Origin of the sequence: Roseateles sp. (genome assembly GCF_046300915.1) — a bacterium.
GTDB lineage: Bacteria > Pseudomonadota > Gammaproteobacteria > Burkholderiales > Burkholderiaceae_C > Kinneretia.
In genome coordinates, this window is sequence record NZ_JBKCLH010000070.1 from 1 (window position 1) to 19,706 (window position 19,706).

Sequence of the window (19,706 nt, forward strand, 5' to 3'; positions counted from 1 at the left end):
GCCTGCCCAAGACCAGCGGCGCGGCGTGCGGCTATATTATCAACCGCGCAAACCTCAGCTTCGCCCTGTGCCCGCTGCTGACCGTTGGCGCCATCGAGGCCCTGCTGACCGCGGGCAGCGAGGAACAGAAGGCCACCTTCATCCCCAAGTTGATCGACGGCAGCTGGACCGGCACCATGAACCTGACCGAGCCCCAGGCCGGTTCGGACCTGGCCCTGGTGCGCACCCGCGCCGAGCCGCAGGGTGACGGGACCTACAAGATCTTCGGCACCAAGATCTTCATCACCTGGGGCGAGCACGATATGGCCGAGAACATCGTCCACCTCGTGCTGGCGCGCGTGGCCGGTGCACCCGAGGGCGTCAAGGGCATCAGCCTCTTCATCGTGCCCAAGTTCCTGCTCAATGCCGACGGCACGCCGGGTGCGCGCAACGATGTGCACTGCGTCTCCATCGAGCACAAGATGGGCATCAAGGCCAGCCCCACGGCCGTGCTGCAGTTCGGCGACCATGGCGGCGCCATCGGCACCCTGATCGGCGAGGAGAACCGCGGCCTGGAGTACATGTTCATCATGATGAACGCCGCCCGCTTCGGCGTGGGCGTGCAAGGCATCGCGGTGGCCGACCGGGCCTACCAGAAGGCCACGCAATACGCCCGCGACCGCGTGCAGTCGCGTCCGGTGGACGGCTCCATCAAGGCCAGCGCGCCCATCATCCACCACCCGGATGTGCGCCGCATGCTGATGACCATGCGCGCCCTCACCGAGGGCAGCCGCGCCATGGCCATCACCGCCGCCGCGGCCTATGACGCGGCCCACCACCACCCGGACTCCGAGACCCGCCAGCAGAACCAGGCCTTCTACGAGTTCATGGTGCCCCTGGTGAAGGGCTACAGCACCGAGATGAGCCTGGAGGTCACGGATCTGGGCGTGCAGATCCACGGCGGCATGGGCTTCATCGAGGAGACCGGCGCGGCCCAGTACTACCGCGATGCCAAGATCCTGACCATCTACGAGGGCACGACCGCCATCCAGGCCAAGGACCTGGGGGGCCGCAAGACCGGGCGCGACGGCGGCCAGCTGGCCCGCGCCATTGCCGGCCAGATCGAGGCGACCGAGGGCCTGCTCGCCGCACGCGACAGCGCCGCTGCCAAGTCGGTGCTCAAGCGCCTGCGCGCCGCGCGCGAGGCCTACCTCGAGGTGGTGGACTTCATCGTGCGCGAGGCCAAGAGCAACCCGAACGCCGCCTTTGCCGGCTCGGTGCCCTATCTGATGCTGGCCGGCAATCTGGTGGCCGGCTGGCAGCTTGCGCGAGCCCTGATCGTGGCCGAGGACAAACTGGCTGCGGGCGAGGACGTGGATTTCATGGCCGCCAAGATCGCCACCGCGCGCTTCTACGCCGAGCACATCCTCAGCCGGGCCGGCGCCGCGCGCGAGGCCATCGTGGAGGGCGCCGAGAGCGTCACCGCCCTGGCCCTGGAAGCCTTCTGATCCCCCGCACGTATCAATAACGAGAACGGAGACCCGCGTGGCCCTGCCTCCCATCCTGCAGAACCTGCCCCTGCCCATCATCGGCTCGCCCCTGTTCATCATCAGCAATCCCAAGCTGGTGATCGAGCAGTGCAAGGCCGGCGTGGTGGGCTCCATGCCCGCGCTCAACGCCCGTCCGGCCGAACAGCTGGACGAGTGGCTTGCCGAGATCACCGAGACCCTGGCGGCCTACAACAAGGCCAACCCCGACAAGCCGGCCGCGCCCTTTGCGATCAACCAGATCGTGCACAAGAGCAATGACCGGCTCGAGCATGACATGGCCCTGTGCGCCAAGTACAAGGTGCCCATCATCATCACCTCGCTGGGCGCGCGGGAGGATGTGAACGCGGCCGTGCACGGCTGGGGCGGCGTGGTGCTGCACGACATCATCAACAACAAGTTCGCCAAGAAGGCCATCGAGAAGGGCGCCGACGGCCTGATCGCCGTGGCCGCGGGTGCGGGCGGCCATGCGGGTGTGAAGAGCCCGTTTGCGCTGATCCAGGAGATCCGTGAATGGTTCGACGGTCCCCTGGCGCTCTCGGGCTCCATTGCCAGCGGTGATGCGGTGCTGGCCGCCCAGGCCATGGGCGCGGACTTTGCCTATATCGGCTCGGCCTTCATCGCCACCGAGGAGGCCCGCGCCGCCGAGGCCTACAAGCAGATGATCGTGGCCAGCAACAGCGACGACATCGTCTACAGCAATCTCTTCACCGGCGTGCACGGCAACTATCTGCGCGGCTCCATCGAGGCCGCCGGCATGGACCCGGACAATCTGCCCGAAGGCGATGTGAAGACCATGAACTTCGGCGGCGGCTCGGCCAAGGCCTGGAAGGACATCTGGGGCAGCGGCCAGGGCATTGGCGCCATCCGCGAGGTGGTGCCGGCCCGTGTGCTGGTGGAACGCCTGGCGCGCGAGTACCAGGCCGCACGTCGCAGGCTTGCCCTGCTCTGAGGCCAAGCGCGCTGAGCTTCAAAACGAACAAGCCGCCCCTCGGGGCGGCTTGTTGCTTTGGGCTGCGGCTCGCGGATGCGAGCCGACGCGGCCTTACTTCACATTGGTGAAGCGAGCCTCGGGACGGTCATCGGAGCGGTGGACCGTGGACACATTCTTCTTCATGGCCCAGGGACGAACCTGGTGGTGGACGGGGATGAAGAAATGCTCGTCGCGGATGCGCAGCAGGGCCTCGCGCAGCAGGGCGTTGCGCTTGCTGACGTCGCCCTCCACCTTGATCGCATCGGTCAGCTGGTCCAGCTTGGCATCGCTGATGCGGAAGTAGTTCCAGTTGCCATCAGGCCCCGTGGTCTTGGTGCGAGCCAGGGACTGGATGGTGTAGAGCGCGTCATAGGTGGGCACACCCCAGCCGAACAGGAAGAGCTGGTGCTCGAAGCCCTGGATCTTGGGGCTGAAGGTGGTCATGGGCTCGGTCTGGAGCTTGGCCTTCACACCGATGCGGGCCCACATGGCCACCACGGCCTGGCAGATTTCCTCGTCATTGACGTAGCGGTTGTTGGGGCAGTTCAGCGGCACCTCGAAGCCGTCCGCGTAGCCCGCTTCAGCCAGCAGCTTCTTGGCCTTCTCGGGGTCTGCCTTGGCGGGGGTGTCGATATCGGCCGTGTGGCCGTTGACGCCGGGCGCTACCATCAGGGCGGCCGGTGCCGAGAGGCCGCGCATGATGGCGCGCTTGATGGCTTCGCGGTCAATGGCCACCGACAGGGCTTCACGCACGCGCTTGTCCTTGAAGGGGTTCTTGCCCTTGATACTGGAGCCGCGGATCTCATCGCTGCCCTGATCCATGGCGAAGAAGATGGTGCGAACCTCATTGCCTTCCATGATGGCAATCTTGGGGTCGGCCCGGAGCTTGGCCACGTCCTGCGTGGGCAGGTCGGTCAGCAGATCCACCTCACCCGACAGCAGGGCGGCCACGCGGGTCGCGTCCGACTTGATCGGCGAGTAGGTCACGCTGTCCACATTGCTGGCATTGGCGGCATCCCACCAGTCCTTGTTGGCCGCCATGCTGATCTTCTGATCGGGCTGCCAGCCGGTGATCTTGTAGGGGCCCGTGCCATTGGTGTTGCGGGTGGCAAAGGTCTCTTCCTTGACCTTCACGTCCGGCAGGTTCACCGACTTGTTCTTCTCCGCCCAGCTCTTGCTGACCATGCGGAAGTCGATGATGTTGCGCAGCAGGATGGGGTTGGGCGCCGACAGGATGAAGTCCACCGTGTGGCTGTCGATCTTCTTGATCTCGGCAATGCCGTTCACATAGGCCTGCATGGTGCCCTGGGGCTGCTTGATGCGGGCGAAGGAGAACAGCACGTCGTCGGCCGTGAAGGGCGAGCCGTCATGGAACTTGACGCCACGGCGCAGCTCGAAGCGCACCTGCGTGGGGCTGATCTGGGTCCACTTGGTGGCCAGGGCCGGTTCAATCTGGTAGGTCTTGCCGTAGCGGGTCAAGCCTTCATAGGCGTGGGCCAGGATGGCACTGGTGGTGCCGTGGTTCTGCGAGTGGGGGTCCAGGGTCAGTACGTCGTTCTGGGCGGCCCAGTGCAGCGGCGCGGCTTTCACTCCAGTAGCGAGGGCCAAAAACAGGGCTGCGGCGAGGGAGGCCCGCTTGAACTTGGGGGTCATGTCTTGCTTACTCCGTGGAAGTACCGAGTTGGCGATGCTAGCCCGGCTTGGAGTTGCATACTCTCATGGCTTGCCCGGGGCTCCGAATGCCCGTCGTTTTAGCTCTGTTCTTTAGCCGTGGGGGATTCGGCTTCAAGGCTGGCGTCGCAGCCCGATCCTGCCGAGATCCAGCGCCGTGCCAGGCGTTGCAGCAGGGGGGCGAGTGCGCGGCCCGTGGCACCTTGCCAGCCCAGCACCTGCTGCGGCTCGCTGAGCATGCCGCAGACATAGCGCCCCGCATTCCAGCGCAGGGCCTTGCAAGCGCCGCGGCGGCGCCGGCTGATCAGCATGCCCAGCGGGCAGGGCTCCGCCAGGCAGCAGATGCCGCAACCATTGCAGGGCGCGCCCCAGTCAGGCTTGGGCGGCGCCTCGGGATGGATTTCGATGCGGATCTGGTGCGGCGAGGGCATGTCCTTACTCTAGGGCGAGATGCCGCCGTGCGGGCGCAAAAAAACCGGCCATCGGGCCGGTTTCTGACGCAGGGGAGGCGCTTACTTCTTGACGCCCAGCTCGCGCAGCCGCTCTCCCAGATAGCTGTGTGCGGTGTAGCGCTCCGACAGCACCACGTCCTCGCGGGGGTGCAGGAACAGGGGCAGGGACACGCGGCTGCGCTTGGCGCCCTCGCCGGTGGGGTTGACCACGCGGTGCTGGGTCGAGGGGTAGTAGCCGCGCGAGGCTTCCTGCAGCATGTCGCCGATATTGATGATCAGCATGCCGAAGTCGCTGGGCACATCCAGCCATTGACCGTCCTTGGACAGCACCTGCAGGCCCGGCTCGTTGGCGGCCGGCAGGATGGTCAGCAGATTGATGTCGCCGTGCGCTGCCGCGCGCAGCGAGCCCGCGGGCTCCTCGCCGGTGAGTGGCGGGTAGCGCAGCACGCGCAGCAGGGTCAGGCGGCTGCCATCAATCATCTGCGACAGCGGCTCGCTGTAGCCGGCGGCAATGTCGGCCGGCGTGTGTTGCTGGACCCAGGACAAGAGCTGCTGCGCCAGGCGATTGGCCTGGGTGTAGTAGTCCATCGCATCGGCCTTGAGCTGCGCAGGGATGCGGCCCCAGGGGTAGACATGGAAATACTCCTTGATGTCCTTCTGGGTGTGACCCTTGGCGGTTTCGGAGATCTCGGTGGAGAAATAGCCGTCCTGCGTCTCGGTGGAGAAGGCGTACTGCTGCTTGTCCGTGCCATTGAAGAAGTCCAGCCAGTCGGCGTAGATCTTCTCGACCATGGCCTGCTGCAGGGGGTGGTTGATCAGCACCCCGAAGCCGGTTTCGTGCAGGGAACGGGTGAACTGCTCGGCCGCATCGGCGGCGCGGTAGTCAACGACTTTGACTTGCATGGGAACTCTCCTGAACGTCCCGACGCCGGGCCATTCAATCGCGGGGCCCTGGCGCGTGCAGTCGGCAGTCTAGGGGAGGGGACAGGAATTCGCAAACGTTTGCAGATCAAGGCGGGGCCTCGGGGTTTCCTGCGGTTTCATGACGAGACGCGATGTTCGTGCGAAATTCGCACCAAAATGGAGTCTGGCAGGACGGCTTGCTGGGCCGCCATGTGCATGGGGCGGTGCTGTGTCGGAGGCCTATGTGGCATATGCACGCCGCGCTCTGATACAGCTCAAAGCGCGGGGCCGTTTCGGCCGGCAGTGCTAAAGTCCGTGCCCGAGAGATGTTTTTGGTCCTTCCCGTCCCCTTTTCTGGCAACAGTCAAGGCGGGTCGCAATCCGCCAACCGGTCGAGCCGTGTCGCGGAAGGTTTTGTAACCAGCCAACAGCCTTGGAAACCGGGGCAGAAGGTGAGCGAGAGATGATGCAGCAATACAGGGGTAATTCGTACCTGTTCGGGGGCAATGCGCCCTATGTCGAAGAGATGTACGAGGCCTACCTCGACAATCCGGGTTCCGTGCCTGACAACTGGCGCGCCTATTTCGACGCACTCCAGCATGTGCCGGCCACCGACGGCAGCGAGGCTCGCGATGTGGCCCATGCGCCGGTGATCGAGTCCTTCGCGCAGCGCGCCAAGGCCAATGCCTTTGCCAACAAGGCGTCCAGCGCCGATCTGGCCGTTGCCCGCAAGCAGGTCCATGTGCAGTCGCTGATCGCGGCCTACCGCTTCCTGGGCAATCGCTGGGCGGAACTGGACCCCCTCAAGCGCGCTGAGCGCCCCAAGATTCCTGAACTCGACCCCGCCTTCTACGACCTGACCGAGTCCGATATGGACATCTCGTTCAGCGCCGTGAACAGCTATTTCGGCGGCGAGACCATGACGCTGCGCCAGATCGTTCAGGCGCTGCGTGACACCTACTGCGGCTCCATCGGCGCCGAGTACATGCACGGTTCCGACCCCGCCGAGAAGCGCTGGTGGCAGGAGCGCCTGGAGAAGAGCCGCAGCAAGCCGGCCTTCAGCGCTGAGAAGAAGACGGCCATCCTGGAGCGCCTGACGGCCGCCGAGGGCCTGGAGCGCTATCTGCACACCAAGTACGTCGGCCAGAAGCGCTTCTCGCTGGAAGGTGGCGAGAGCTTCATCGCCGCGATGGACGAGATGATCAAGCGTGCCGGTGAGCGTGGCGTGCAAGAGATCGTTATCGGCATGGCCCACCGCGGCCGTCTGAACGTGCTGGTCAACACCCTGGGCAAGATGCCCAAGGACCTGTTTGCCGAGTTCGAGCACAAGGCTGCCGAGGATCTGCCCGCCGGTGACGTGAAGTACCACCAGGGCTTCAGCTCCGATGTCTCCACGCCTGGCGGCCCGGTGCACCTGTCGCTGGCCTTCAACCCCTCGCACCTGGAAATCGTCAACCCGGTGGTGGAGGGCAGCGTGCGCGCCCGTCAGGACCGCCGTGGCGACACCGTCGGCGCTCAGGTGCTGCCGGTGCTGGTGCACGGCGATGCGGCTTTTGGTGGCCAGGGCGTCGTGCAAGAGACGCTGGCCATGGCCCAGACCCGTGGCTACCGCACGGGCGGCACCATCCACATCGTCATCAACAACCAGATCGGCTTCACCACCAGCGACCCGCGCGACCTGCGCTCGACCTGGTACTGCTCCGACGTCGTCAAGATGATCGAGGCTCCGGTGCTGCACGTGAACGGGGACGATCCCGAGGCCGTTGTGTACGCCATGCAGCTGTGCATGGACTATCGCGCGGAGTTCAAGAAGGACGTCGTCCTGGACATCGTCTGCTTCCGCAAGCTGGGCCACAACGAGCAGGACACGCCGTCCCTGACCCAGCCCTTGATGTACAAGAAGATCGGTCAGCACCCCGGCACCCGCAAGGTGTACGCCGACAAGCTGGTGGCCCAGGGCGTGCTGCCGGCCGACGGCCCGGATGCGATGGTCAAGGCCTACCGCGCCGCGATGGACGAGGGTCGCCACACCGTGGACCCGGTGCTGACCAACTTCAAGAGCAAGTTCGCCACCGACTGGTCGCCCTTCCTGGGCAAGAAGTGGACGGACAGCTGCGACACCGCCATCCCCGCCACCGAATGGAAGCGTCTGGCCGAGAAGCTGACGACGCTGCCGCAGGGCTTCGCCGCCCACAATCTGGTGCAGAAGCTTTATGCCGACCGTGCCGCCATGGGCCGTGGCGAGATCAATGTGGACTGGGGCATGGGCGAGTCCATGGCCTTCGCCTCGCTGGTCGCCTCGGGCTACCCGGTGCGTCTGTCCGGCGAGGACAGCGGCCGCGGCACCTTCACCCACCGCCATGCGGTCATGCATGACCAGAACCGCACCAACTGGGATGAGGGCACCTACATCCCGCTGCAGAACGTCGCCGCGGGGCAGGCACCGTTCACCGTCATCGACTCCATCCTGTCGGAAGAGGCGGTGCTGGGCTTCGAGTATGGTTACGCCGCCGCCGAGCCCAACACGCTGACCATCTGGGAAGCCCAGTTCGGCGACTTCGTCAACGGTGCCCAGGTGGTGATCGACCAGTTCATCGCCTCCGGCGAAGTGAAGTGGGGTCGCGCCAACGGTCTGGTCATGATGCTGCCGCATGGTTACGAGGGCCAGGGCCCCGAGCACAGCTCGGCCCGCCTGGAGCGCTTCATGCAGCTGGCTGCGGACAACAATATGCAGATCGTGCAGCCCACCACGGCGTCGCAGATCTTCCACGTGCTGCGTCGTCAGATGCTGCGCATGTTCCGCAAGCCCTTGGTCATCATGACGCCCAAGAGCCTGCTGCGCGCCAAGGAAGCCACCTCGCCCCTGAACGAGTTCATCAAGGGCGAGTTCCAGACCGTGATCTGTGAGCAGGATGACACCATCGACGCCACCAAGGTCAAGCGCGTCATCGCCTGCTCGGGCAAGGTGTACTACGACCTGGTCAAAAAGCGCGCCGAGAAGAAGGCCTCCGATGTGGCCATCATTCGTGTCGAGCAGCTCTATCCCTTCCCGCACAAGGCCTTCGCGACGGAGCTGAAGAAGTACCCGAACGCGACCGACATCGTCTGGTGCCAGGACGAGCCGCAGAACCAGGGTGCCTGGTTCTTCGTGCAGCACTATGTGCACGAGAACATGCTCGAAGGTCAGAAGCTGGGCTATGCCGGCCGTGCCGCGAGCGCCAGCCCGGCCTGCGGCTACGCCCACCTGCATCAGGAGCAGCAAAAGGCCCTGCTGGATCAGGCCTTCGCCAAGCTCAAGGGCTTCATCCTGACCAAGTAAGCGAACTCAGCGCCCCGTGCCGCCTGGAGCAGGCCCGGGGCTTGCGCGCAAAGAACAGAAAGAATTCACATCATGGCAATCGTAGAAGTCAAGGTTCCCCAGTTTTCCGAGTCGGTGTCCGAAGGCACCCTGATCACCTGGAAGAAGAAGCCCGGTGAGGCCGTCGCCATCGACGAGACCCTGATCGAGATCGAGACCGACAAGGTCGTGCTGGAAGTGCCCGCACCCGCCGCCGGCGTGATGGCCCAGATCCTCAAGAACGACGGCGAGACCGTGGTCAGCGAGGAAATCATCGCCAAGATCGACACCGACGCCTCGGCCCAGGTCAGCCCCCTGCAAGTGACCGCCGTGCCTGCCGCGCCGGCTCCGGCCGCCGCTGCTGCTGCCCCCGCCGCCGGTGGCAGCAAGGGTGATGTGGCCATGCCGGCTGCCGCCAAGATCCTGGCCGAGAAGGGCCTGGCCGCCACCGACGTGGCCGGCTCTGGCAAGGACGGCCGCGTGACCAAGGGCGACGCCCTGGCCGCCGCCGCCAAGCCCGCCGCCGCGCCCATCGCCGTGCCGGCCGCACCGGCCGTGGCCAAGCCCCTGCCGGCCGTGGCCGCACCCGTCACGCAGAGCCTGGGCGACCGCCCCGAGCAGCGCGTGCCCATGACCCGTCTGCGCGCCCGCGTGGCCGAGCGTCTGCTGCAGTCCCAGTCCACCAACGCCATCCTGACCACCTTCAACGAGGTGAACATGGCCCCGGTGATGGAGATGCGCAAGAAGTTCCAGGAGAAGTTCGAGAAGGAGCACGGCGTCAAGCTGGGCTTCATGAGCTTCTTCGTCAAGGCCGCCGTGGCCGCCCTGAAGAAGTACCCGGTGCTGAACGCCTCGGTGGATGGCAACGACATCGTCTACCACGGCTACTTCGACATCGGCATCGCCGTCGGTTCGCCGCGCGGTCTGGTGGTGCCCATCATCCGCAACGCCGACCAGCTGAGCTTCGCCGAGATCGAGAAGACCATTGCCCAGTTCGGCGCCAAGGCCAAGGAAGGCAAGCTGTCCATCGAAGAGCTGACCGGCGGTACCTTCTCCATCTCCAATGGCGGTACCTTCGGCTCCATGCTGTCGACCCCCATCATCAACCCGCCGCAGTCGGCCATCCTGGGCGTGCACGCCACCAAGGACCGCGCCGTGGTCGAGAACGGTCAGGTCGTCGTGCGCCCGATCAACTATCTGGCCATGTCCTATGACCACCGCATCATCGACGGCCGCGAAGCCGTGCTGGGCTTGGTGACCATGAAGGAAGCGCTGGAGGATCCGGCCCGCCTGCTGTTCGACATCTGACACTAGGGCTACTGCGCGGCTTCATGGCGTCGTTGCGGGTCCCGTCCTCCGCATCCTCACGTAGCGCTGCTACGTTCCGGTGCGTCGGCCCCCGCGCCTAGCCCTGAAGCCGCTCGCTACGCCCCGCAGCGTCGGGGTATGCGCAAGAAGGAATATTCATGAGCACCAAGAACTTTGACGTCGTCGTGATCGGCGGCGGCCCCGGCGGCTATATCGCGGCCATTCGCGCGGCCCAGCTGGGCTACAACGTCGCCTGCGTCGACGAATGGAAGAACGACAAGGGTGGCCCGGCCCCGGGCGGCACCTGCACCAATGTCGGCTGCATTCCCTCCAAGGCCCTGCTGCAGTCCAGTGAGCACTTCGAGCACGCTGGTCACCACTTTGCCGATCACGGCATTAGCCTGGACAACCTGAAGATCGACATCGCCAAGATGGTCGGCCGCAAGGACCAGGTGGTGAAGCAGAACAACGACGGCATCCTCTACCTGTTCAAGAAGAACAAGGTGACCTTCTTCCATGGCCGCGGCAGCTTTGTCGGCGCCAAGGACGGCGTCTATGAGCTCAAGGCCGGCGAAGAAACCGTTACCGCCAAACACGTGATCCTGGCCACCGGCTCCAATGCCCGCCAGCTGCCCGGCGCGGAGTTCGACGAGGAGCTGATCCTCTCCAACGACGGCGCGCTGCGCATCCCGGCCGTGCCCAAGAAGCTGGGCGTGATCGGCTCCGGCGTGATCGGCCTGGAAATGGGCTCGGTCTGGCGTCGCCTGGGCTCCGAAGTCACCATCCTCGAAGCCATGCCCGCCTTCCTGGGCGCGGCCGACGAGGGTGTGGCCAAGGAAGCCGCCAAGATCTTCAAGAAGCAGGGCCTGGACATCCAGCTCAGCGTCAAGATCTCCAAGGTCACGAAGGGCAAGAGCGATGTCACCATCGCCTACACCGACGCCAAGGGCGCGGAGCAGACCCTTGTGGTGGACAAGCTGATCGTCTCCATCGGCCGTGTGCCCAACACCATCGGTCTCAACCCCGAGGCCGTGGGCCTGAAGCTGGACGAGCGCGGCGCCATCGTGGTGGACGAGGAGTGCAAGACCAATCTGCCTAACGTGTGGGCGGTGGGCGATGTGGTGCGCGGCCCCATGCTGGCCCACAAGGCCGAGGAAGAAGGCGTGGCCGTGGCCGAGCGCATTGCCGGCCAGCACGGTCATGTGAACTTCAACACCATCCCCTGGGTCATCTACACCAGCCCCGAGATCGCCTGGGTCGGCAAGACCGAGCAGCAGCTCAAGGCCGAAGGTGTGGCCTACAAGGCGGGTCAGTTCCCCTTCCTGGCCAACGGCCGTGCCCGCGCCCTGGGTGACACCACCGGCTTCGTCAAGTTCCTGGCCGATGCCAAGACCGACGAAATCCTGGGCGTGCACATCATCGGCCCCTTCGCCTCCGAGCTGATCTCGGAAGCCGTGGTGGCCATGGAGTTCAAGGCTTCGGCCGAGGACATCGCGCGCATCTGCCACGCCCACCCCTCGCTGTCGGAAGCCACCAAGGAAGCGGCCCTGGCCGTGGACAAGCGTACGCTGAACTTCTGATCAGCCGCAGCGCACAGCAGCATGTAGAAGGGGCGGCCAAGGTCGCCCCTTTGTCTTGAGAAGCATCTATGGTCTCCGTTACCGAGCTCTACCGACAAACCCTGGCCGAACGCGGCTACACGGCCGACCCGGCGCAGTTGCGGGCCGTGGCCGCCCTGCAGCGCTGCCAGGATGAATGGGCCGACTACAAGGCCCGCCGCTCCAATGCCGTGACCAAGCTCTTGCGTCACCCGCCGCTGCCGCGCGGCGTCTATATGTTCGGCGGGGTGGGGCGGGGCAAGAGCTTTCTGATGGACTGCTTCTTCCAGGCCGTGCCGCTGACGCGCAAGACCCGCCTGCACTTCCACGAGTTCATGCGCGAGGTGCACCGCGAGCTGCAGGAGCTCAAGGGCATTGCCGACCCGCTGGAGGAGCTGGGCAAGCGAATTGCCAAGCGCTTTCGCCTGATCTGCTTCGACGAGTTCCATGTGGCGGACGTGACCGACGCGATGATCCTGCACCGCCTGCTTGAGTCGATGTTCAAGCACCGCGTGTCCATCGTCACCACCTCCAACTTCCATCCCGACGGGCTCTATCCCAACGGCCTGCATCGTGACCGCATCCTGCCGGCCATCGAGCTGCTCAAGGACAAGATGGAAGTCATGAATGTGGACAACGGCACCGATTACCGGCGCCGGACTCTGTCCCATGTGGAGCTCTATCACTGCCCTCTGGACGAACGTGCCGACGCGGCGCTGAGTGCGGCCTTTGAATCCCTGGCCGAGGCTCGTGACGAGAGTCCCCTGCTGCATATCGAGCACCGCGAGCTGCGCGCGCGCCGTCGCGCCGGTGGCGTGGTCTGGTTTGACTTCCAGACCCTGTGCGGTGGCCCGCGCTCGCAGAACGACTACCTGGAACTGGCCAGCCAGTTCCACACCCTGATCCTGTCCAACGTGCCCGAGATGCCGGTGCGTCTGGCCAGCGAGGCCCGGCGCTTCACCTGGCTGGTGGATGTGCTCTACGATCGCCGGGTCAAGCTCATCATCTCGGCCGCCGTTGAGCCGGAACAGCTCTACACCGAGGGCCCGCTGGCGCATGAGTTTCCGCGCACCGTGTCGCGTCTGCGCGAGATGCAGAGCGAGGAATACCTCGCGCTGGAGCGCCGCGATGTGGATACCGCACTGACCTGAGTCCGGCGGCTGCAGCAACGCGCTTGTCATCACCTCACTGCTAGGGAAACCGTTTCATGCCCGCGAAGCCGACGCTGTCCATGCTGAGCCTGCTTCTTGCCGCCCTGCCGCTGTGCGCACAGGAGGCCGGCGGCCTGGACCGCGCAGGTCTGGCCGCCGAGCGTGCGCGGGCGGAGGCCCGCTATCAAGCGGCCATGCAGGCCTGCCTGTCACGATTCGCGGTCACCGCCTGTCAGCAGGCCGCACGGCGCGATCGCAGCGACGCCCTGGCGCCGCTGACGGCCAGGGAGCAGGTTCTGGACGCGCGGGACAGGATGGAGCGGGCCGAGGCACAGCGCCGGCGGGCACAGGAGAAGGATGTCGCCGCGGCGGCCGATGAGGTGCGTCAGCGCCAGCGCCAGTTGCTTCAGCCGTCGCCACTTGCCACCGCTGCTTCGGCGGCTGCGCCGACAGCCGCGGCCTCCCGCCCCGACCCTGCAGCCCATGCGCGTCAGGTGCAGCGTGATATCGCCCAGGGTGAGCAGCAGGCGCAGCGGCAGCGCGAGCGAGCCCTGCAGCGGCAGCGCGATGCCCAGGCGCACCGGGAGGCCTTGGCCCGCCGTGACAAGGAGCGTGAGGCGCAGGGCAAGGCTGCTGCTGCGCCCCTGCCGCTGCCAAGCGCCTCCGACATCGAGGCGCTGCCGACGCCGCGCCCTTGATCAGGCCAGTGCGTCCAGACGCACCACGGCGAGCGAGAGATTGTCGCCACCGCCATGGGCGCGTTGGCGTGCCTTGTCGATCAAGAGTTCCGCGGCCTCGCGCGGCGCCAAGCTGTGAAGCACCGTACCCAGCTCGCGCGGGCTGAAGTAGTGCCACAGGCCATCGCTGCAGGCGATCAGGCTATCGCCCACCTCCAGGCGCTCGACCTGCGTGACCGTGGGCGTCGGTTCCTGCACCGTGCCCAGGCAGCCCGTCAGCAGATTCGACTGTGGATGCACCGCTGCCTCGGCCTCGGTGATCTGGCCCTCGTCCACCAAGCGCTGCACAAAGGAATGATCCATGGTGCGCTTGACCAGGCTGGGGCCCCGGAAGTGGTAGATGCGCGAGTCGCCCGTGTGGACCCAGTGGCACTGCCGGTCCGGCATCACCAGAAAGGCTGCCAGCGTGCTGTGCGGCTCTTCCTCGGTGGTGATGGCCGTAAGCTTGATCATCAGATGAGCTTCTGCGGCCAGTTGATTGAGGAAGGATCCGGGATCCTCTTCACCGGGCGTGAAGCGCTCGAAAAGCTGTCGGGCTGTCAGTACCACCTGATCGGCGGCCTTGCGTCCCCCGCTCTTGCCGCCCATGCCGTCGGCCACCACGGCCAGCAGGCAGCCTGCCTGGCGCGGGTGGCCGATGATTTCGACTTGGTCCTGTTGGTATAGGCGATCGCCGCGGTGGGTACCGGTGGCGGCGTTGACTCGAAAACCGGGCGTGCTGTTGCGGCTCATGCTGGGCTCTTGGTTGCCCGCAAAACTATAATCGGCAAATGTCGGCGCCCGCGTGTTGCGAGCCCGTAAATGAGCTGCATGGACGAACAACTTCACTCCCTGTCGCGTCGCTTGATCGAGTTGCGCATCGAGCATGCCGATCTGGACGTGATGATCGACCGCCTGGTACTGCAGCAGCCCATCGATGAGCTGGCCTTGCTGCGGCTCAAGAAGCGCCGCTTGGTGCTGCGCGACCTGATCGTGCGCCTGGAGCAGGCCACCGACCCGGCCGAACCCGCCTGATGTCGAGCGAGGGGGAACAGGACCAGCCCTTGCCCGCTGAGCTGGAGCAATGGGTGCAGGCGGCCTTCGAGGTGGGCGGGCCGCTGTCTCGTGCTGACGCGCACTATGCGCCACGGGAGCCTCAGCTGAACATGAGCCGGGCCGTGGCGCGTGCCATTGCCGAGCGTGACACCCTGGTGGTCGAGGCCGGTACCGGCGTGGGCAAGACCTTTGCCTATCTGGTGCCAGCCTTGCTCTCGGGGGGGCGGGCCCTGATCAGTACCGCAACCAAGAGCCTGCAAGACCAGCTGTTTCTGCGCGATCTGCCGCGCCTGATCGATGCCTTGCAGATGCCGCTGCGCAGCGCCCTGCTCAAGGGGCGAGGCAGCTATCTGTGCCTGCATCGCATGAAGTACGCGCGCCACAGCGCCGAGCTGCCGGACCGCCGCTCGGTCTTCCTGCTGGCCCGGGTGGAGCAATGGGCGCAGGCCACCGTGAGCGGCGACTTGTCCGAGATGGAGGGGCTGGACGAGCGCTCGCCCCTGATTCCCCTGATCAGTTCCACCCGTGACAACTGCCTGGGCACGGAGTGCCCCGACTACCGGGCCTGCCATGTGGTCAAGGCCAGGCGTGAAGCCCTGGAGGCCGATGTGGTGGTGGTCAATCACCACCTCTTCTTTGCCGACCTGAGCTTGCGCGACAGCGGCGTGGCGGAATTGCTGCCCACGGTGGATCTGGCCGTGTTTGATGAGGCCCATCAGCTGCCCGAGGCCGGCCTGCAGTTTCTGGGTACCGTGCTGGGCACGGGTCAGCTGATCGATTTCTCCCGCGACCTGCTGGCCCAGGGCCTGGCCCAGGCGCGCGGCTTGCAGGACTGGCAGGCTGTGGCGGCGGCGGTGGAGCGTGCTGCCCGCGAGCTGCGGCTGGCCTGCGCTGGTGCCATGAAGGAGTTGCGCGGTCTGATCAAGCTGCGTTGGCAGGAGCGGGCGGAGCAGCCGGGTTTCTCGGCGGCCTTGGATCAGGTGGCTGCTGCTGTGCGTCTGGCCGAGGCGGCGCTGGCCACGGTTGCGCCGACGGCGCCGGACTTCGTGCGCCTGCATGAGCGTGCGGGCCAGCTGCGCGATCTGGCGGCGCACTTCGCCTCATCGGCGGAGCCCGGAGCGGTGCGTTGGATCGATCTGGGCACGCACCAGGCGCGGCTGGTGGAGTCGCCGCTGGACATCCGCAAGGCCATGCAGGAGCAGCTCAACGGCCCGCCCAAGGCCTGGATCTTCACCTCCGCCACCCTGGGCGATGATGAGCGCCTGCGCTGGTTCACCGAGCCGGCGGGGCTGGACGATGCCAAGGTGCTGCGTGTGGGCAGTCCCTTTGACTATGTCAACCATGCGAGGCTTTACGTGCCGCGAGGCTTTCCCAAGCCCAGCGACCCCAGCCATGGCCCCTCGGTCGCCATCATGGCAGCGCGCTGCGCACGCGCCCTGGGCGGGCGGACCTTTGTGCTGACCACCACCTTGCGTGCCTTGCAGACGATTGGGGAGGCGCTGCGCAGCGAGTTCGAACTCGATGCTGACCCCATCCAGGTGCTGGTCCAGGGCGCCGCGCCCAAGCGCCTGCTGCTGCAGCAGTTTCTGGAAGAGCCGCGCTCGGTGCTGGTCGGTTCGGCCAGTTTCTGGGAGGGCATTGATGTGCCCGGTGATGCCTTGCAGTGCGTGCTCATCGACAAGCTGCCCTTCCCGCCGCCGAACGACCCCCTGGTCGAAGCCCGCGTGCAGAAGCTGGAGTCCGAGGGGCGCAATGCCTTTGCCGAGTTCTTCATTGCCGAGGCGGCCATTGCGCTCAAGCAGGGCGGCGGCCGCCTGATCCGCAGCGAGACCGATATGGGTTTGCTGGTGGTCTGCGATCCCCGCATGGCGGGCATGAACTACGGCCGCCGTCTGCGCGCGGCCCTGCCGCCCATGACCCAGGTTGCCAACGAGGGTGAAGCCCTGGACTGGTTGCGCTGCCTCGCGGCCGAGCGCGGGGGTGGTGACGTGGTGGCCGAGGGCAATCGGCCGTTCTGATCCCGGTTGATTGCCGGACCCAATGAAATACGCGTGCCGGGGGCACGCGTTTCGTCTCGAGGCCAGGCTCAGCGAGGGCTCACCAGAAACGCCACCACGCGCGCTTCTTGCTTGCATTTCCGGCCAGATGGGCACTGTCCGGGAAGTTCTTGCGCAGCACGCGCTCGGCGTCGTCACGCAGGGGCTTGAGCCCCATCTTCTCGTAGCTCAGCATCATCAGAAAAAGCGCCTCTTCCACGGCCGGGGCGCGCTGAAACTCCTGAATCGCCTGCTGGGCCCGGTTGGCCGCAGCCACGTAGGCGCCGCGGTTGTAGTAGTAGCGGGCCACATGAACTTCGTAGGCCGCCAGCGTGTTGGTGATGTAGTCGATGCGCAGGCGGGCGTCACCGCTGTACTTCGACTCGGGGTACTGCTCCACCAGCTGCTGGAAGGAGAGCAGGGCGTCGCGAGAGGCCTGCTGGTCGCGCTCCGAGATGTCCTGTTCAGCCAGGCGGCCGAACAGGCCCAGGTCCTCGTTGAAATTGGACAGGCCCTTCAGATAGAGGGCGTAGTCCATGGCGGCGCTGGTGGGGTTGAGCTTGATGAAGCGATCCAGGGTGGTGATGGCCGCGGTGCGTTCGCCGCTGCGGTACTGGGCCCAGGCCATGTCCAGTGCCGCCTGCTGGCCCATCAGCGTGCCGGCGGCGCGGCCCTCGATGCGCTCCAAGGTCTTGATGGCCCGGTCGTAGCTGCCGGCCTCGATGTCGGCCTTGGCGTCTGCATACAATTTGTCCAGGGCGGCCTGGGAATTCTGGTCCTCGGGTGTCGAGGAGCAGGCCGCCAGTAGGGCCAGAATGCCGGCCGAGAAGCCGGTTACTACAAGGCCGCGCAACCGCGAGCGGTGTTCAGTCATGGTCCAGGCCGGCTGCGGATGCCGACAATCAACAAAGGTGGAGTCTGATTATATGGTTGAGGCCTGGCCTGCCCCTCTGGGCGAGGGCGCGGACGAACCCGAGTTCGAGTCGACCGAGGAGTCGGCGGAGGAGGCGATCGAGGAGCGCAGCGCCGCCGTACCCGCCGAGGGCCATGGTCAGCGCCTTGATCGCTGGCTCGTCGGCTTGGCGCCTGAGTTCTCGCGCAATCATCTGCAGGGCTTGATTGAGCGCGGCTGCGTCTGGGTCAATGGCCGGCCGGCGCGCAGCGCCTCGCAGCGCTTGCAGGCGGGTCAACTGCTGCGGGTGCAGCTGCAGCCCACGGCCGAGAGCCAGGCCTTTCGTGCCGAGGCGCTGCCCTTGCAGATCGTGTTCGAGGATGCTCATCTGCTGGTGCTCAACAAGGCGGCCGGCATGGTGGTGCATCCCGCAGCCGGCAACTGGTCCGGCACCGTGATGAACGGCCTGCTGGCTCACCACGCCGGCGCGGCGGCCCTGCCGCGCGCCGGCATCGTGCACCGGCTGGACAAGGACACCTCGGGCCTGATGGTGGTGGGCAAGACGCTGGAGGCCGTGACTGCGCTGAGCCGCATGATCGCGGCGCGCGAGGTGCATCGCGAGTATCTGGCCCTGGCCCAGGGGCATGTGGCCGACGAGCTCTTCATCGACGCGCCGCTGCGCCGCGATCCGGTCTCGCGAGTCAAGATGGCGGTGCTGGCCGGCGGCAAGCCGGCGCGCACCGATGTCTATTGCTTGGGTCGGGTTGAGGTGCAAGGGCGGCGCTACAGCGCCTTGCACTGCGTCTTGCACAGCGGTCGCACCCACCAGATTCGCGTGCATCTGGCCAGCCGCGGCTATCCGCTCGTGGCTGACGGGCTTTATGGGGGGGCGCCTGCCCTGGGTTTGCAGCGCCAAGCCTTGCACGCCGCGCGCCTGAGCCTGCGCCATCCAATCACTGGGGCGGACTTGCGGTTTGATGCGTGCCCGCCACAGGATTTGTCCGATGCTTGGGTGCTCGCGGGCCTGCCGCCGCCGGTGCTTCACGAGCGCTGTGGCTGAGGGCGCTACAATCGGCGCAGCTGGCCTGATGAGAGACCGGGGCGAATGGCTTCCTCCCCTCGGATCCGAACCGCCAGCCCCCGGGGTCACGCCGGCCCGCCGCAGTCCGTGAGGGCGCACGGCGGCCCGCCCAGTATTTGAGCCCCGAGATGCTCCCGAGCCCGAAGCCCGATCAATGACCCGCTGCCCATATGGCGGCCCGCTGACAGAAGTCCATGAACACCCAGGATGCAAAGCGCGTCCTTGAGACCGCGCTGATCTGCGCCCAGCAGCCGCTCACGCTGCGGGAGCTGCGGACCCTGTTCGCCGATGAGGTCGGTGCGGACACCCTGCGCGCGCTGCTCGACGAGCTCAGCCGCGACTGGGAGCATCGCGGTGTGGAGCTGGTGGCTGTGTCCTCGGGCTGGCGCTTCCAGAGCCGCCCCGAGCTGCGCGAGTTCCTGGATCGCCTGCATCCCGAAAAGCCGCAGCGCTATTCGCGTGCCGTGATGGAAACCCTGGCCATCATTGCCTACCGCCAGCCGGTGACCCGGGGCGATATCGAGGACATCCGCGGCGTGGTCGTGACCAGCCAGATCGTCAAGCAGCTGGAGGAGCGCGGCTGGATCGAGGTCATCGGTCATCGAGAGGCCCCCGGTCGCCCGGCGCTCTATGCCACCACGCGCCAGTTCCTGGATGATCTGGGTCTGGCGAGTCTTGAGCAGCTGCCGGCCCTGGAGGCCGGCGGCGAGACACCGGCCGCCCTGGGCGAGCTGCTGGACCGCGAGGCCCAGGGGCCGCAAGACCCACCCGCCGACGCGGCGGACGCCGCCCTGGATCTGGCGGCCGAATCCACTCCCATCGAGGCAGGCGCCGAAGCGCCGACCTCTCCCCAAGAACCCCCAACCCCCAACCCGGCGCCCGAGAGTTCTCCTGCGGGCGCATCCGTTGCGGTGGTCCAGGCCGGTGAACCCGGTGCCGACCCCGCATCCGACGCTCGCGAGAAGGTGCAAGCCGACGCATGAATTCCAACGACCACGAGATGAAC

16 protein-coding genes are annotated in these 19,706 nt (G+C 66.2%); 11 read left to right on the forward strand and 5 right to left on the reverse strand.

Annotation, left to right across the window (positions count from 1 at the left end):
- Positions 1 to 1,487 (forward strand): acyl-CoA dehydrogenase (locus ACK5F2_RS05155; RefSeq protein ID WP_409863269.1); only part of this gene is annotated, 1,487 nt, incomplete at its 5' end.
- A gap of 37 nt (positions 1,488 to 1,524) precedes the next feature.
- Complete coding sequence (locus ACK5F2_RS05160) at positions 1,525 to 2,478, forward strand: NAD(P)H-dependent flavin oxidoreductase (protein WP_409863271.1); 954 nt, start codon at positions 1,525 to 1,527, stop codon at positions 2,476 to 2,478.
- 93 nt (positions 2,479 to 2,571) lie between these two features.
- On the opposite strand, the gene ACK5F2_RS05165 is transcribed toward ACK5F2_RS05160, so the two are convergent.
- From ACK5F2_RS05165 to ACK5F2_RS05175, 3 genes are all read right to left on the reverse strand, one after another.
- On the reverse strand, positions 2,572 to 4,152 hold the full coding sequence (locus ACK5F2_RS05165; protein WP_409863272.1) for an ABC transporter substrate-binding protein: 1,581 nt from the start codon (positions 4,150 to 4,152) through the stop codon (positions 2,572 to 2,574).
- A 98-nt stretch (positions 4,153 to 4,250) separates the two neighbouring features.
- Positions 4,251 to 4,601 carry a hypothetical protein gene (locus ACK5F2_RS05170; RefSeq protein WP_409863273.1) on the reverse strand — a complete coding sequence of 117 codons (351 nt, stop codon included), beginning with the start codon at positions 4,599 to 4,601 and terminating at the stop codon, positions 4,251 to 4,253.
- 81 nt (positions 4,602 to 4,682) lie between these two features.
- Positions 4,683 to 5,525: a 2OG-Fe(II) oxygenase family protein gene (locus ACK5F2_RS05175; RefSeq protein ID WP_409863274.1), complete on the reverse strand. Its 843-nt coding sequence runs from the start codon at positions 5,523 to 5,525 to the stop codon at positions 4,683 to 4,685.
- 463 nt (positions 5,526 to 5,988) lie between these two features.
- Here ACK5F2_RS05175 and ACK5F2_RS05180 point away from each other — a divergent pair, with 463 nt between their 5' ends.
- From ACK5F2_RS05180 to ACK5F2_RS05200, 5 genes are all read left to right on the forward strand, one after another.
- Positions 5,989 to 8,844 (forward strand): 2-oxoglutarate dehydrogenase E1 component, encoded by a 2,856-nt coding sequence (locus tag ACK5F2_RS05180; RefSeq protein WP_409863275.1) that lies wholly within the window; start codon positions 5,989 to 5,991, stop codon positions 8,842 to 8,844.
- Positions 8,845 to 8,916: 72 nt separating this feature from the next.
- Positions 8,917 to 10,170, forward strand: coding sequence for a 2-oxoglutarate dehydrogenase complex dihydrolipoyllysine-residue succinyltransferase (gene odhB, locus ACK5F2_RS05185; RefSeq protein ID WP_409863277.1), 1,254 nt, complete (start codon positions 8,917 to 8,919; stop codon positions 10,168 to 10,170).
- Between the two features lie 158 nt (positions 10,171 to 10,328).
- Entirely contained in the window at positions 10,329 to 11,750 is a 1,422-nt protein-coding gene (gene lpdA, locus ACK5F2_RS05190) for a dihydrolipoyl dehydrogenase (RefSeq protein WP_409846009.1), read from the forward strand.
- A 68-nt stretch (positions 11,751 to 11,818) separates the two neighbouring features.
- Positions 11,819 to 12,919 (forward strand): cell division protein ZapE, encoded by a 1,101-nt coding sequence (zapE, locus tag ACK5F2_RS05195; RefSeq protein WP_409863279.1) that lies wholly within the window; start codon positions 11,819 to 11,821, stop codon positions 12,917 to 12,919.
- A gap of 56 nt (positions 12,920 to 12,975) precedes the next feature.
- The gene (locus ACK5F2_RS05200; RefSeq protein ID WP_409863280.1) at positions 12,976 to 13,617 is read left to right on the forward strand and encodes a hypothetical protein; all 642 of its coding nucleotides are present in this window, start codon (positions 12,976 to 12,978) and stop codon (positions 13,615 to 13,617) included.
- Here the strand turns inward: ACK5F2_RS05200 and ACK5F2_RS05205 are convergent, their stop codons facing one another.
- The gene (locus tag ACK5F2_RS05205) at positions 13,618 to 14,388 is read right to left on the reverse strand and encodes a PP2C family protein-serine/threonine phosphatase (protein ID WP_409863281.1); all 771 of its coding nucleotides are present in this window, start codon (positions 14,386 to 14,388) and stop codon (positions 13,618 to 13,620) included. It abuts the gene before it with no gap.
- A gap of 78 nt (positions 14,389 to 14,466) precedes the next feature.
- Between ACK5F2_RS05205 and ACK5F2_RS05210 the strand changes: the two genes are divergently transcribed.
- Both ACK5F2_RS05210 and ACK5F2_RS05215 read left to right on the forward strand, forming a co-directional pair.
- Positions 14,467 to 14,670, forward strand: a complete 204-nt coding sequence (locus tag ACK5F2_RS05210; protein WP_133602494.1) for a YdcH family protein — start codon at positions 14,467 to 14,469, stop codon at positions 14,668 to 14,670.
- Positions 14,670 to 16,709 carry an ATP-dependent DNA helicase gene (locus ACK5F2_RS05215; RefSeq protein WP_409863282.1) on the forward strand — a complete coding sequence of 680 codons (2,040 nt, stop codon included), beginning with the start codon at positions 14,670 to 14,672 and terminating at the stop codon, positions 16,707 to 16,709. The genes ACK5F2_RS05210 and ACK5F2_RS05215 overlap by 1 nt, the downstream gene beginning before the upstream one ends.
- Positions 16,710 to 16,788: 79 nt before the next feature.
- Here ACK5F2_RS05215 and ACK5F2_RS05220 read toward each other — a convergent pair whose 3' ends face one another.
- Complete coding sequence (locus ACK5F2_RS05220; RefSeq protein ID WP_409863284.1) at positions 16,789 to 17,601, reverse strand: outer membrane protein assembly factor BamD; 813 nt, start codon at positions 17,599 to 17,601, stop codon at positions 16,789 to 16,791.
- Positions 17,602 to 17,653: 52 nt separating this feature from the next.
- Between ACK5F2_RS05220 and ACK5F2_RS05225 the strand changes: the two genes are divergently transcribed.
- Positions 17,654 to 18,679 carry an RluA family pseudouridine synthase gene (locus ACK5F2_RS05225; RefSeq protein WP_409863285.1) on the forward strand — a complete coding sequence of 342 codons (1,026 nt, stop codon included), beginning with the start codon at positions 17,654 to 17,656 and terminating at the stop codon, positions 18,677 to 18,679.
- A gap of 215 nt (positions 18,680 to 18,894) precedes the next feature.
- The gene (scpB, locus tag ACK5F2_RS05230) at positions 18,895 to 19,683 is read left to right on the forward strand and encodes an SMC-Scp complex subunit ScpB (protein ID WP_409863286.1); all 789 of its coding nucleotides are present in this window, start codon (positions 18,895 to 18,897) and stop codon (positions 19,681 to 19,683) included.
- Positions 19,684 to 19,706 lie beyond the last annotated feature (23 nt).

Bases quoted from the DNA above. Each gene is read 5' to 3' on its own strand.
- scpB (WP_409863286.1), top strand. From the start codon at position 18,895: ATGAACACCCAGGATGCAAAGCGCGTCCTTGAGACCGCGCTGATCTGC.
- ACK5F2_RS05175 (WP_409863274.1), bottom strand. From the start codon at position 5,525: ATGCAAGTCAAAGTCGTTGACTACCGCGCCGCCGATGCGGCCGAGCAG.
- ACK5F2_RS05170 (WP_409863273.1), bottom strand. From the start codon at position 4,601: ATGCCCTCGCCGCACCAGATCCGCATCGAAATCCATCCCGAGGCGCCG.
- ACK5F2_RS05200 (WP_409863280.1), top strand. From the start codon at position 12,976: ATGCCCGCGAAGCCGACGCTGTCCATGCTGAGCCTGCTTCTTGCCGCC.
- zapE (WP_409863279.1), top strand. From the start codon at position 11,819: ATGGTCTCCGTTACCGAGCTCTACCGACAAACCCTGGCCGAACGCGGC.
- ACK5F2_RS05180 (WP_409863275.1), top strand. From the start codon at position 5,989: ATGATGCAGCAATACAGGGGTAATTCGTACCTGTTCGGGGGCAATGCG.
- ACK5F2_RS05165 (WP_409863272.1), bottom strand. From the start codon at position 4,152: ATGACCCCCAAGTTCAAGCGGGCCTCCCTCGCCGCAGCCCTGTTTTTG.
- ACK5F2_RS05210 (WP_133602494.1), top strand. From the start codon at position 14,467: ATGGACGAACAACTTCACTCCCTGTCGCGTCGCTTGATCGAGTTGCGC.
- ACK5F2_RS05215 (WP_409863282.1), top strand. From the start codon at position 14,670: ATGTCGAGCGAGGGGGAACAGGACCAGCCCTTGCCCGCTGAGCTGGAG.
- ACK5F2_RS05225 (WP_409863285.1), top strand. From the start codon at position 17,654: ATGGTTGAGGCCTGGCCTGCCCCTCTGGGCGAGGGCGCGGACGAACCC.
- ACK5F2_RS05220 (WP_409863284.1), bottom strand. From the start codon at position 17,601: ATGACTGAACACCGCTCGCGGTTGCGCGGCCTTGTAGTAACCGGCTTC.
- lpdA (WP_409846009.1), top strand. From the start codon at position 10,329: ATGAGCACCAAGAACTTTGACGTCGTCGTGATCGGCGGCGGCCCCGGC.
- odhB (WP_409863277.1), top strand. From the start codon at position 8,917: ATGGCAATCGTAGAAGTCAAGGTTCCCCAGTTTTCCGAGTCGGTGTCC.
- ACK5F2_RS05205 (WP_409863281.1), bottom strand. From the start codon at position 14,388: ATGAGCCGCAACAGCACGCCCGGTTTTCGAGTCAACGCCGCCACCGGT.